Annotated in this window: 8 protein-coding genes and 6 pseudogenes; 10 read left to right on the forward strand and 4 right to left on the reverse strand. The window is 67.8% G+C overall.

Annotation, left to right across the window (positions count from 1 at the left end):
• Positions 1 to 185: 185 nt before the first annotated feature.
• Positions 186 to 743 (reverse strand): annotated as a pseudogene (locus tag C8250_RS00675) (TetR/AcrR family transcriptional regulator).
• Between the two features lie 174 nt (positions 744 to 917).
• Here C8250_RS00675 and C8250_RS00680 point away from each other — a divergent pair.
• The 4 genes from C8250_RS00680 (at position 918) to C8250_RS00695 (ending at position 5,125) form a co-directional block, all read left to right on the forward strand.
• Positions 918 to 2,417, forward strand: coding sequence for an MFS transporter (locus C8250_RS00680; protein ID WP_138357050.1), 1,500 nt, complete (start codon positions 918 to 920; stop codon positions 2,415 to 2,417).
• 224 nt (positions 2,418 to 2,641) lie between these two features.
• A complete protein-coding gene (locus C8250_RS00685) occupies positions 2,642 to 3,730 on the forward strand; it encodes an IS110 family transposase (protein WP_138357049.1) in 1,089 nt (362 codons plus the stop codon).
• A 242-nt stretch (positions 3,731 to 3,972) separates the two neighbouring features.
• Positions 3,973 to 4,197 carry a hypothetical protein gene (locus C8250_RS44660; RefSeq protein WP_306665066.1) on the forward strand — a complete coding sequence of 75 codons (225 nt, stop codon included), beginning with the start codon at positions 3,973 to 3,975 and terminating at the stop codon, positions 4,195 to 4,197.
• A gap of 358 nt (positions 4,198 to 4,555) precedes the next feature.
• Positions 4,556 to 5,125, forward strand: coding sequence for a TetR/AcrR family transcriptional regulator (locus C8250_RS00695; protein WP_138357048.1), 570 nt, complete (start codon positions 4,556 to 4,558; stop codon positions 5,123 to 5,125).
• A 39-nt stretch (positions 5,126 to 5,164) separates the two neighbouring features.
• Here C8250_RS00695 and C8250_RS43135 read toward each other — a convergent pair.
• Positions 5,165 to 5,622, reverse strand: a pseudogene (locus tag C8250_RS43135) (TetR family transcriptional regulator); the annotation flags it as partial.
• 151 nt (positions 5,623 to 5,773) lie between these two features.
• Between C8250_RS43135 and C8250_RS00705 the strand changes: the two are divergent.
• The 3 genes from C8250_RS00705 to C8250_RS00710 all read left to right on the forward strand — a co-directional run bounded on the left by C8250_RS00705 (position 5,774) and on the right by C8250_RS00710 (position 8,099).
• Positions 5,774 to 6,292, forward strand: a complete 519-nt coding sequence (locus tag C8250_RS00705) for an NAD(P)H-binding protein (protein WP_232486206.1) — start codon at positions 5,774 to 5,776, stop codon at positions 6,290 to 6,292.
• A 117-nt stretch (positions 6,293 to 6,409) separates the two neighbouring features.
• A complete protein-coding gene (locus tag C8250_RS44390; protein ID WP_269289655.1) occupies positions 6,410 to 6,535 on the forward strand; it encodes a hypothetical protein in 126 nt (41 codons plus the stop codon).
• Between the two features lie 538 nt (positions 6,536 to 7,073).
• Complete coding sequence (locus tag C8250_RS00710; RefSeq protein WP_138357047.1) at positions 7,074 to 8,099, forward strand: hypothetical protein; 1,026 nt, start codon at positions 7,074 to 7,076, stop codon at positions 8,097 to 8,099.
• Positions 8,100 to 8,175: 76 nt separating this feature from the next.
• On the opposite strand, the pseudogene C8250_RS00715 reads toward C8250_RS00710, so the two are convergent.
• Positions 8,176 to 8,373, reverse strand: a pseudogene (locus tag C8250_RS00715) (zinc-binding dehydrogenase); the annotation flags it as partial.
• A gap of 395 nt (positions 8,374 to 8,768) precedes the next feature.
• Here C8250_RS00715 and C8250_RS00720 point away from each other — a divergent pair.
• The 3 genes and pseudogenes from C8250_RS00720 to C8250_RS43140 form a co-directional block, all read left to right on the forward strand.
• Entirely contained in the window at positions 8,769 to 9,662 is an 894-nt protein-coding gene (locus C8250_RS00720) for an aldo/keto reductase (protein WP_138357045.1), read from the forward strand.
• A gap of 124 nt (positions 9,663 to 9,786) precedes the next feature.
• Positions 9,787 to 11,294: pseudogene (locus C8250_RS00725) on the forward strand (DUF4246 domain-containing protein).
• Positions 11,295 to 11,627: 333 nt separating this feature from the next.
• Positions 11,628 to 11,837: pseudogene (locus tag C8250_RS43140) on the forward strand (helicase); the annotation flags it as partial.
• A 213-nt stretch (positions 11,838 to 12,050) separates the two neighbouring features.
• Here the strand turns inward: C8250_RS43140 and C8250_RS00730 are convergent.
• Positions 12,051 to 12,422 (reverse strand): annotated as a pseudogene (locus tag C8250_RS00730) (hypothetical protein); the annotation flags it as partial.
• Positions 12,423 to 12,449: the final 27 nt, after the last annotated feature.

A 12,449-nucleotide genomic window follows, 5' to 3' on the forward strand; every position in this document is an offset into this window, starting at 1 on the left:
CCGCGAACACCATGCCGGCACCGAAGAGCTCCATGGTCAGCACGGCGCTCATCTCGATCGCCGCGAGCCGTCCTCATAGACCGCCGACTCGCCGCCGAAGTACGCGTGGGCGCCCGGCGGCGCCGGGACCGGAACAGTAGGTGCCCCGGGTGCGGGCAATCTCCCGGCAGGCGGTGGGTCGCCGGTCAGCGGTTGTCAGGTAGGGAATTGCCGCCGCCGGTGGCATCGAGGAATGTGCCGGCGGTCGCGACAGCGAGACCGTCGAGACGCCGTGCGTGTACGACAGACCAGGCGCTGGCTCCGTCGAACACAAGGGTCAGCCGCCTGGCCAGCTGGGCGGGGTCGGCTGCGCCGCCGCGTTCGGCTTCCCGCCGAAAGAACGCGGTCAGCCTGTCCTTCTGTCGACGGGCGACCAGACTCGCCGGATGCTCGGGCGACTTGACTTGGACCGCCGCAGCGACGAACGGACAGCCACGGAAATCGTCTCATCGTTCGAGGGCTTCCAACCGTTCGAAGACATGCAGAATCCGTGCTCGCGGCGGACGGTCGTCATCATCGGCTGGCAGCAGAAAGGCCGCATAGTCGAACGCCGCGCGTTCCCGCAGGCCGGCTGCCACCAGTTGATCCTTGCTGCCGAACAGTTGGTACATCGAACCCTTCGACACCCCGGCGGCGCGGCACAGCGTGTCGACGCCGATGTGGACGCCCCGTTCGTGGAACAGCTGCGCGGCCACGTCGAGCAACCGGTAGCGGTCGAGACAGCACCGGCAGTCAGCGCGGGCGTCGGCCTTGTCGGGTCGCTCACAGGTCGGAGACTACCCGTTTACTTGCATTGTGGAAACCGATCTGTTTTCCTGAGTGGAAACAGATCAGTTTCCGACGGGTGTTCGGCCTATGACCAGCGATAAAGGGGAAAAATGACTACCACCTTCGATCGTGGGGCGCCTGCCTCCGGGAAAACAGACTCGGGCCGTCGCGGCTCACATGCCATGCGCTGGTGGGTGCTTGTCGTGCTGGGCGTGGCACAGCTCATGGTCACGCTCGATGCGACCGTCGTGAACATCGCGCTGCCCGCAGCGCAACATGACCTCGGTTTCAGCGACGGCAGTCGGCAGTGGGTCATTACGGGTTACGCCCTGGCATTCGGCAGCCTGCTGCTGCTCGGTGGCCGACTCGGTGACCTGTTCGGCCGGCGTACCACCTTCGTGACCGGCCTCGTCGGTTTCGCGGGCGCATCCGTCGTCGGCGGCGCGGCCACCAGCTTCGAAATCCTCGTCGCGGCACGTGTAGCCCAAGGTCTCTTCGCCGCGCTGCTTGCGCCCGCGGCCCTCTCACTGCTCAGCGTGACCTTCACCCAGCCGTCCGAAAGGGCGAAGGCCTTTGGCATCTTCAGTGCGCTGGCCGGTGCGGGCGGCGCGATCGGGCTGCTGCTCGGCGGCATGCTCACCGAATGGGCGTCGTGGCGCTGGGTGATGTACGTGAACGTCGCCTTCGCGGCCGTCGCGCTGGTCGGTGCGCTGTTGCTGCTGGCCAAGCCCGCGATCACCGAGCGGCCCAAACTCGATATCCCGGGCACCATCACGGTGAGCGCCGCGCTGTTCGCCATCGTCTACGGGTTCGCGCACGTCGAATCCACCAGCTGGACCAACCCGGTCACCATCGCCTCCATGATCGCCGGCGTGGTGCTGCTCGCGGTATTCGTCTGGCTGGAGTCCTGGGTCGCGCATCCGCTGCTGCCGCTGCGACTCGTGCGGGACCGTACCCGCGGCGGTTCGTTCCTGGCGGTGTTCGTCATCGGCATGGGGATGTTTTCGATCTTCCTGTTCCTGACCTATTACTTGGAGGCCAGCCTCGGCTACTCGCCGATCAAGACCGGTCTGGCGTTCCTGCCGATGGTCGCGGGCATCGTTGCCGCGTCGACCACGGCGCCTGCGCTGCTGCTGCCCAGGGTCGGCCCGAAGATCGTGATCAGCGCCAGCTTCCTGGTCGCCGCAGCCGGTATGGCCTACCTGACCCAGCTCAAGCTGGACAGCACCTACGCCGCCCACATCATGCCCGGCCTTATCTTGTTGGGTCTCGGCCTCGGCGGGGTGATGACCACCGCGTTCCAGGGCGCGACCGCAGGCATCCACCACGAGGACTCGGGCGTCGCCTCGGCGCTGATCAACACCGGCCAGCAGGTGGGCGGTTCGATCAGCACGGCGCTACTGACCACCGTTGCCTCATCGGCCGCGACCCACTACCTGTCCTCGCACAAGGCCGGCGCGCTGACCGCGGCGCAGGCCGGGGTCGAGAGCTACACGGCCACCCTGGCCTGGGGCGCCGGGTTCTTCGTGGTCGGTGCGGTGCTCGCGGCGTTCCTGATCCCGAATAAGGCCCTGGCGCCGTCGGAGGGCGAGCCCGTGATCGCCCACTGACAGTGAGGATGTTCATGAGCGTCTCCCGGCGGGGTCTGACCCACCCACTGACTGACCTCGGGTCCTCAACGGGATCTGTCGACTCTGTCCGGGAGACGCTCGTGTGCAGCCACCGGACCGGCCTGCGTGACTTCATAAGAGCCTGGCCAGAGGCCCCATCACTGTCTTCTCCGCCCGCTCGGCCGGTGGCTGCCGCCCTGACCGCTCGAGTGGAGAGGACGGCGATGTCCACCATCGCACAGCAGGACCGCGAGATCACCGGCGGCGTCGACACGCACAAGGACACCCACACCGCGGCGGCCATCGACTCGGCGGGGCGCCCGCTGGGCGCCGAGCAGTTCGAGGCGACAGCGGCCGGCTACCGCAAGCTCCTGGCCTGGCTCCACTCGTTCGGCACCCTGGTGCTGGTCGGGGTGGAGGGCACCGGCGCCTACGGGGCCGGACTCGCCCGCTACCTGCACGAGCAGGACGTGAGCGTGGTGGAGATCGACCGCCCGGACCGCAAGGCCCGCCGCTGGCAGGGCAAGTCCGACCCGGTCGACGCCGAGGCTGCCGCCCGCGCGGCTCTGGTCCGACGCCGTACCGGCATACCCAAGCAGCGCGACGGCCAGGTGGAGGCTCTGCGGAGCCTGCGCGTCGCCCGCCGCAGCGCGGTCCGCCAGCGAGCCGACGTGCAACGGCAGATGAAGACTCTGGTCATCAGTGCGCCGGAGGAACTGCGCGCCGCCCTGCGCGAGCTGGGTGACAAGCAACTGATCGCCACGTGCGCGGCCTCCCGACCCGACGCCGAGCGCGCCGGGGAGCCCGCCATCGCGGCCAAACTCGCCTTGCGCTCCCTGGCCCGCCGCCACCAGCGGCTCACCGAGGAAGTCGGCGAGCTCGACGATCTCATCGACCCGCTGACCTCGGAGATCGCCCCGACCCTGCTTGCCCTGAACGGCGTGGGCTCCGACGTCGCCGGGCAACTGCTGGTCACCGTCGGCCAGAACCCCGAACGCCTCCGCTCGGAGGCCGCCTTCGCCATGCTCTGCGGCGCCGCCCCACTTCCCGCCTCTTCCGGGCGCACCCAGCGCCACCGCCTCAACCGGGGTGGCGACCGAGCGGCCAACTCGGCCCTCTACCGCATCGTCCTCTGCCGCCTGCGCTGGGACGAACGCACCAAGGAGTACATGGCACGCCGGACGAAGGAGGGCCTGTCGAAGAAGGAGATCATCCGCTGCCTCAAGCGGTACATCGCCCGCGAGATCTACCAGATCCTGACCGCCCCCACGCCGACGACCATCACCGCAGAGCAGCTCACAACCGCCGCTTGACATCCATAAGAGCATCCCTGAATCCACCGGGGATACGCGGTTGATCACAACGAGTGGTCAGTGAGAAATGCCCTGCTACCTGCGATGATTGGTGTTCTCAAGGCACAAATCAGCGAAGGAGGACCGGGCATCTCCGAGATGATGCCCACTTCTACCCGCGCGATTCGTCTTCAGAAATCTGATCATCACAGGTAGCGGGCACCTTCCGTCAACACGGCGTCAGATCCACGATGTGGGCTGAAATGCCGAGGCTGATGGGCATGCTGGTCATGGCGGGCGCGGTCGGCCTCATGGGGGTGGACGCCTCCTACCTGCCGCCGCTGTGGCTGTACTCGGTGTGCGCCATCGCGGTCTCCGGGATCGGTGCGCTCACCCTCCTTGCCGTGTTCGGCACGCCCGGCATGCTGGTGGTCACGCTGTTCCATGTCGCGAGGGCGGTGCCGACGGCCGGTGCCACCGCCCCTTGAGGCGCTGTCCGTCTTCTACCGCTTCCTCGCGGAGTTCGAGCCGCTGCGGCAGATCACCAGCGGTGTCCGCTCGATCCTCTTCTACGGCGCCCAGGGTGATGCGTGCCTGGCCCGAGGCTGGGGGATGATGGCTGTCGGCGTCATCGCAGCCGGCACTCTTCGGCTTCGGGGTGACGGGCTGGTACCGCCAGGGGCTGCACCGCGGCCCCGCCGGGACGAAGCCCGAGAAGACCGCCGCCCCGGCGTAGCGAAACCGTACTCACCTGCCCGCTCGGCCATGGGCGGTGCGAAGATCGCCGCCCAAAGCTTCGTAAACCGATCGGTTTCCATTTCGTCGGAAGCGAGTTAACCTCGCAGTATGACCACCGAGGCGAAGTCAAGTTCCCGAGAGCGGCTGTTGGAGGCGGCGGCCACGCTCACTTACCGAGATGGTGTCGGCATCGGCGTCGATGCGCTGTGCAAGGCTGCGGGGGTATCGAAGCGTTCCATGTACCAGCTGTTCGAGAGCAAGGACGAACTGCTGGCGGCGAGCCTGGAGCGACGAGCCGATTCCTACGCTGCGACGCTCCTGCCCGAGGCGGACGACGGCCGTTCACCCCGCGAGCGAATCCTGCACGTCTTCGAGCAGCTGGAGTCGCAGGCCGGTGCACCCGACTTCCAAGGCTGTCGGTACCTGGCCGTTCAAATCGAGCTCAAAGACCAGAGCCACCCTGCGAGCCAGGTGGCCCACCGGGTCAAGGAGAACCTGACCGCCTTCTTCCGCGCCGAGGCCGAACAGGGTGGGGCGAGCGACCCGGATCTGCTGGCCAGGCAGCTGACCCTGGTCTTCGACGGCGCCAGTGCCCGCGCGGGAATCGGAGCCGACACCCCGACAGGGCTCATCGCTCCCACGGTGGCCACCCTGCTCGATGCGGCAGGCATGCGCTGACGCATCGCCTATGCGAGCAGGCTCGGTGACCGATGTGCTCTACGAGTTGATGCCGGCCTCCGGCGACCCGAGCAGCCCCCAAGGCTTCATGCCCTCTTCCCGGCACTCGGGGGAAGCCCCCATGGCCGTAAGAGTGCTGATGAGCATGCCGCGAGCCAGGAAGGTCGTGGTCTCGTTGACATCGACGACCAGCGGCAGGTGCACGGTCTACCAGAGCCTCATCCAGCCGGCCCGGACGAGCTCGCCGATCTGGCCATCGCCCTGCGCCTCGGCGGCTGCCGCGAAGGTGTGTCCCCGCATCTGCATCAGGAGCGTTTCGGGGCGCGTGGAGATCAGCTGCGCGCAAGCGCCCGCCATCGCGTTCAGGGCCTGCTCGCCCCCATCCCTTTCGCCGCCCTCTCGAAGGCCAGGCGAGTGTCTTCCATGCTCCGCGCCAAGGCGGCGACGAAGATCGCCTTCTTGCCCGGGAAGAGCCGGAAGAGGTACGGCTGCGTGACGGCATGGACGGCGTGTTCAAGCACGGCTTCGAACGGACCGCCGCACCCCGTGCAGGGCACATCCTGCACCTCAAGCAGCCCAAGACGGCGGCCGATCACATCCTGGGCTGTCTGAACAGCTGACTCACCCAACCAGACTTAGGACATATTGATGCCAGAGCGCAATCCCATCCTGATCACCGGTGCCGCCGGCGAAATCGGTGGTGTGAGTCGAACGATGGTCGACATGCTGCTTGAACAAGGGTACCCGGTGCGTGCGTTCGTGCGGCAGGACGACGAACGCGCGGACTCGCTCCGCCAGGCCGGGGCCGAGGTCTTCGTCGGTGACCTGCTCAACATCGCTGACGTGACAGCCGCACTGAAGGACTGCCGACGCATCTACTTCAGCATGAGCCTGTCGCCGTACTACTCCGACGCCGTCATCCTGATGGCCGCGGCGGCGCGCGCCCAGAGCGACATTGAGGTCTTCGTCAACATCTCCGAGTACGAGCAGTCGTTCATGAGGCTCGAGAAGATGACCTGTTGGAGGGCGGGCCCAAGAAGCCGGGCGGCCGCTTCGACCGCACCCGGATGCAGGCCCTCATGGCAGTTGCCTGGTTTTGCGACAGCCGAAGAGATCCTCGACTCACTCGCCCGTTTCTGCCGACGGATCTCCGGCGCAGGACACTAGCTCAACGCATGCGCCAGCAAGGGCGTGAACGCCTCCCTGAAGGAGGCCCTGGCGGTTACGCGGCTGCCGACGCAAGTGGACCGGGACCGGGCTCCCTTGGGGCATGTGCAGACGTCGATGACAGCCGATCTGCTTGCTCCGAAGCGGCCGCCGCGGCGTCGACACCCGAAGATGCTGCCGGAGGGAGCCAAGGACGAGTTGCGGGGCGTGATGAACACGGCCCGTGACGAGATGGTCCTGTAGTGGCTGTCGGACACCAGCCTGCGGCCGGGCGGGTCATCGTCATCACCCAGCCCACCGGCAGGCCGGTGCCCGACCTCGTGTCGTACGCCCCCGAAGCCCCCGCCTCACGCGAACAGCCCGGCTTGCCGCTTCGCCGCCCCTGACCAGCACTTCAGCGCTACGGTTATCCGTAGATCGGCCCTGGTGCCGCCCTCCCCCCCGTGGGGCGGCACCAGGGCCGTCTGCGTACTCACCATCGGCGAGATGCTCCACTTCAAGAGGTTCGGCCACGGCCTGCCGATGGAGATCGTGATGGGCCATCTCCTGACCGGCGGCGGTCCGGACGGAATGGACGCGTCAAGGTCGTCCCTGTCCAGGTGGTACGTGGCGACGAACCGCGCGCGTGGACGGACATCCACGCGGCGATCGTGGACCTGCTCGCGGGCCATCTGCCGGCAACGGATCGGCGGTAGCGCTCTCCCGGCTGGCGCCCGTGCCGGAACTCTTCGTGGGGCGGCCACGAGGGCCGTTGTCAGAGGCGATTGGCAAGATTGCGGCCATGAATGTCACTCCTGTCACTCCGCCACGGCCGATCGACGCTGCCGCGGTCTTTCCTCAACTGGCTCCGCTGGCCCGCACGGCGACCCGCCTGCACCCCCGCCCTGGGGCGCCGACATGGCACGACAGCTCGATCGGCGGGCCGCTGCTGTGGCCCGCTGAGGAGCCGTGGCCGCACTGCGAGGAACCGCATGTGGTGGATGGCATCAACCCAGCCCAGTCCCCGGCGGATCTGCGGCTGGAACGACGGATCTTCGCCGCCTCGCACGGCCGGGACCTGACTCCGGAGGAACGGGAGACTCTCGAGCGGATCCGGCCCCCTCGGACGTATCCGGTGAGGCTGGCCGTCCAGGCGTACGACGGCCCCATAGCGATGCTGCCCGTCGCGCAGCTGTACGTACGGGATGTGCCCGATCTGAGCCCGCCGGAGGGCAAGGACCTGCTGCAGGTTCTGTGGTGCCCCTTTGATCATCCGATCATGCCCAGGACCCTGCTCTTCTGGCGTTCGGCAGCCGCCGTCACTGACATCTTCGACACACCCCCCGAGCCGCCCGCAGTGCAGTTCGACGGCTATCTACCGGAACCGTGCGTGCTCGAACCGGAGCAGATCACCGAGTACCCCGACCATCTGGAGCTGAGCGAAGAACTGCGGGAGCAGCTCAAGCAATGGAGTGTGCCGCAGGCAGCAGAGGAAGACATGGACCCGGACACGTACTACGACTGTGTGCTGTCCAACGCACCCGGCTGGAAGGTCGGCGGCTGGCCCGCTTGGAACTCCACCGACCCCAGCTCGCAGCCCTGCTCCGAGTGCGACACCGGCATGGAGGTCCTGATGACCGTCGCCACGTTCGAGGAAGGGGACGACGCCGGGAACAGCTGGTCTCCGCACCCCCACCCAGGTGCTGGACCGTTCCCCGGCCACCGCGGCTACAACGCGACCGGGGTCCAGATAGGCAGCGGCTACCGGCAGCACCTGTTCGTCTGCCCGGCGGAGCCCGAGCATCCGCACATCGAGTTGATGACGTAGCCCGTCCGCAGTGTGCACCCGGGGCGTCACGGTGCGGGCATGCCGTGACGCCGGGTGGCCGCGAGGCTCAGGGTGCGTCGAAGCCCGCCGCTGCGTCCGGCGCGCCCTCACCGGAGCGGTTCAGGACGTGCGTGGCGCCCAGCTCCTTCGGGCGGGCACCACGCTCGGGCGACGAGGTGGTGACAGCCACCGAGACCGCGCCGCCCTTGGCCGCGAGCTGGACCGTTGTGATCCCGATGCTGCCCGCCGCACGGATGCTGAGGCCCTCACCCGGCAGGCCGCCGAGCGCGACAACACCGCCGCTCTGCTCGCCCTGGCCCAGGTGCGGGAGGAGGCCGGGGACCGGGACGGTGCCGCAGCCGAGGATCGGCGTGCTCGTGAAGCAGGCGGCGAGCTGAGACGCGCGGACGGGCACCGTCGCGACTGCGGGACTCCGCGAAGGCGACCTCGAGCATCCGAAGACCGGATGAGTGGACGATCACCGCGGACCACTCCCCAGACCGGTGCTCCGCCGTGGCTGCCGCCGCCCCTGGCGGAGCAAGCCGTAGGCCCATCGCACGCCTGACAGGAGCACTTGTCGAGGCAGTTTCCGCGCTCAGGGAGGGTAGGCGGGGTGGAGACTTCACGATGTCGCACCACGGAACGTGGTCAAAGAGGAGGCTCTTCTTCATGGGAAACACGCCGCACACGGGGACACGCCGTATCGGGGACATGCAGGTCAGCGCTGTCGGCCTCGGTGGGATGCCGCTGTCCATCGAGGGGAGGCCGGACCGGGACCGGGCGGTCGCCACGATCCACGCGGCGCTGGACTTGGGCATCACCCTGATCGACACGGCGGACGCCTACAGCCTGAACGGTGACGACTTCGGGCACAACGAGTCGCTCATCGCCGACGCCCTCGCCGAGTACGGTGGCGACACCTCCGACGTACTGGTCGCGACCAAGGGCGGGCACACCCGCACGGCGGAAGGCGGGTGGAGCCTCGACGGATCGCCCGCGTACCTGAGGCAGGCCTGCGAGGCGTCGCTGAAGCGGCTGGGCGTGGAGGCGATCGGCCTGTACCAGTTCCACCGGCCGGACCCGAAGGTCTCGGTCGCCGACTCGGTCGGCGCCATCCGCGAACTGCTCGACGAGGGCAAGATCCGATTTGCCGGGGTGTCGAACTTCGACCCCGCGCAGATCATCCAGGCCAACGAGATCCTCGGCGGCCGGCTGGCCGCCGTGCAGAACCAGTTCTCTCCCGCCTTCCGGTCCAGTGAGCCGGAGTTGGAGTTGTGCGACGAACTGGGCATCGCGTTCCTGCCGTGGAGCCCGCTCGGGGGAATCGGGAAGGCGGGCGGCCTCGGGACGCGGTTCGCCCCGTTCGCCGAGATCGGCGCCGCGCACGAGGTTAGTCCCCAGCAGGTCTGCCTGGCCTGGATGCTCGCCAAGTCGCCGGTGGTGGTCCCGATCCCCGGCTCGTCGCGGTCGGCCAGCATCCAGGACTCCGCCGCGGCGACCACGCTGGAACTGACAGCGCAGGAGGTCGCGCGACTGGACGCGTCGCATCAACCGGCGTCCTGACGTTCCGGGCCGGGCCGGGCCGCCCGGCGCCGGCAACGGGGGCCGGTCACTGACCGGGGCTGCGGTGTCAGTACGCTGACGTATTCTTCCGGCCACCGCACACCGACTCGAAGGACCACGCCACGTGACCGGCCTGTCTGCATTCCCTCTACCTTTCCAAGCTTCCCGTTCCCTGCCGTTCGCGACCCCCCGAACGCTGCGGGAACTGCAGATGATGCAGTGCAGCGCACATATCCGGGCGAAGCCGGGGTGGTTCGACAAGATGAGCGATGCCGACATCGCCGCCAGGTGGACTCAGGAGGCGGTCGCCCAGGGCTGACCGAAGCGCAGGTTCGTTACGTGCTCGGCGAACTCCGGTACTACGCCACGCTGCGGGATGCGCCGACCGGGGTCGAGGTGTCCGCCGTCGACGGAGTGTGGCAGTCGGACACGCTGGTCGACGACCAGCTCGGATCCCGGCTGCGCGAGGCGGTTCGGGTACTGGAACAGGTCCCCGCGGCGGATCAGGACTGGCATCCCGGATCCGACGGGCTGGTGCTGGATCTGGTTCATCCCTCGCTGTTCTGCCTGGCGAGAGAGGTGAGTGGGGCCCCCGAGCAGGCTTGGCAGAACCCGACGGACCGCTACTCGAAGTACGAGTTCTCGGAGAAGTTCCAGTGGCTGCCCACGGACGTCGACATCTCTGACGACGGCGATGCCGCGTTCTGCTCGTACGTGAACAACGTCCACCCCGAGACGCATCGCGAACTGGCTTCCGTCCTGCCGGACATGTTCGCGCGCATGCGCCCGCTGCTGGAGAACGTGCTGACCGATCTCCGCCACCCACGGCCCTTGCGGATCGAGGCCGATCCCTACGGATGGTACGACCCGGAGCCGGAGTACCCCGACAAGGCCTCCTACAGCGACAAGGAGGCCTTCGCGGAGGCCGTCCGGGTATGGGAGGAGACCCATGACGACTGGTGGGAAACCCGTCGTCCAACCATCCCCGACGCCCCGGCCTTCAGCGCGCCCGAGTTCCCCGACGAATCCTCCCGAGTCGACCTGTGCGGCCGCCGCCTGCAGGTCATCGTCAAGCTCGCCACCATTCAACTCACCCCGGACAAGACTGAGTATCCCGGAGGTAGCTGGCATGTCGAGGGAATGATGAACGAGCGGATCGTCTCAACAGGCATCTACTACTGGGACAGCGATAACATCACCGAAAGCCGGCTGAGTTTCCGGACGGCACTCGATGACCCGTCCTACCAACAGAGCGATGACAACGGCATGCGTGAGGTCTACGGCCTCGAGAACGAAGGCGCTCTGAACCAGATCCTGGGATCGGCAGCGACCCCCGAGGGCCGCTGCCTGGCGTTCCCGAACATCCTGCAACACCGCGTCAGCTCATTCCGCCTCACCGACCCCACCCGCGCGGGACACCGCAAGATACTCGCGTTCTTCCTGGTCGACCCGTCGGAAAGAATCGTCTCGACCTCCGATTTGCCACCACAGCAACCATGGTCCGACACATCGACGATGACGCTCAATCAGGCCAAGGAATACCGCGAACAACTCATGCAGGAACGCAAGTTCTTCGTCAATGAACACAATGAGCAGCTCTACGAACGAGAATTCTCCCTCTGCGAGCACTGAATCCCTCTGCCGTCGCGGCGCATTGGACGCTAGCGCCCAGGTGAGATAGTCGAGGCGCTGGACGGTCACCTGCCCCAGCACGTCACGGAGTCGGCGCGAAAGGCCGTCGGGGCCCGGGAGTGTCATTCCGCCCCCGAGGCCCCGCGCAGGTCCAACACTCCGCCCGAAGGCTGCCGTTTTCCGGCTCGTCCCCGTTGGGCTGCTCGGGAGGGTATGCGGCCGGAGCAGCCCCTGACGGGGTGCTCCGGCCGCTCGGCGTTCCAGCGGTGGTGGTACGCCAGTGTCACTTGGCCGTGAGGCAGCTGCCGCCGTTCATGGTGGTCGACATCGGCAGAGCGCGGCGTCGAGGCGATCTGCTTCGCCGACACCCGCGGCTCCCAAGTCGAGATCGTCCAGAACATCGGCCGGGCGCTCCGCCTCAACAAGGACGGCTCCATCAAGGTCGCCAGGATCATCGTGCCGGTGTTCCTGGAGTCCAACGAGGACCCTGACGACATGGTCGCCAGCGCCTCGTTCCGCCCCCTTATAGCCGTATTGCAGGGGTCTGCCGCACGATCGGGTGACATCTGAACTGGCTTGCCCTGCAGGGCAGGTGGGAAGGATGTCGCTGTGCCCAAGCCCTATCCGGAAGAGTTCCGCCAAGACGTCGTGCGGGTCGCGAGGAACCGCGGCCCGGGCGTGACGGTCGAGCAGGTGGCCGCCGACGGTGAGCGCCTGCCTTCGCAGGGCGAGGCTGCCGAGGACTGGGTGCGCGAAGCGCTTGAGTTCGTCACGGGCGGGTCGCGTCTCATTCCGCGCCCACAGACGGCGGAACTCCTCGTCCGTCTCCAACTCGGCGATCAAGCGGACGGTCCTGGGGTCGTGTGGGTCGGCTTCGGCGCGCAGGGCCGCTGCGGTCTGCGCGGCAACTTCGGCCCAGTCGGGCAAGAGCCGGCGGGACGCCGGGTCGAGGAACACCCGGCCCGGACCAGGTTGCGCCCGGGCTCGTACAGGGGGGCGAGCGCGCGGGCCTGCTCGTCGGCGAGGTTGCGGCTCACGGCCGGGGCGGGCGGACACGAGAGCGTAGAGAAGGGCCAGCGCCGGCCGAGAAATGTGTCGAGGCCCGGTCCGAAGGCGGTCCCCGGTCATGATCCCTTGCTCAACCGGCGGGCAGCA

The organism is Streptomyces sp. So13.3 (genome assembly GCF_005860785.2).
In the GTDB taxonomy this organism is placed as follows: domain Bacteria; phylum Actinomycetota; class Actinomycetes; order Streptomycetales; family Streptomycetaceae; genus Actinacidiphila; species Actinacidiphila fildesensis.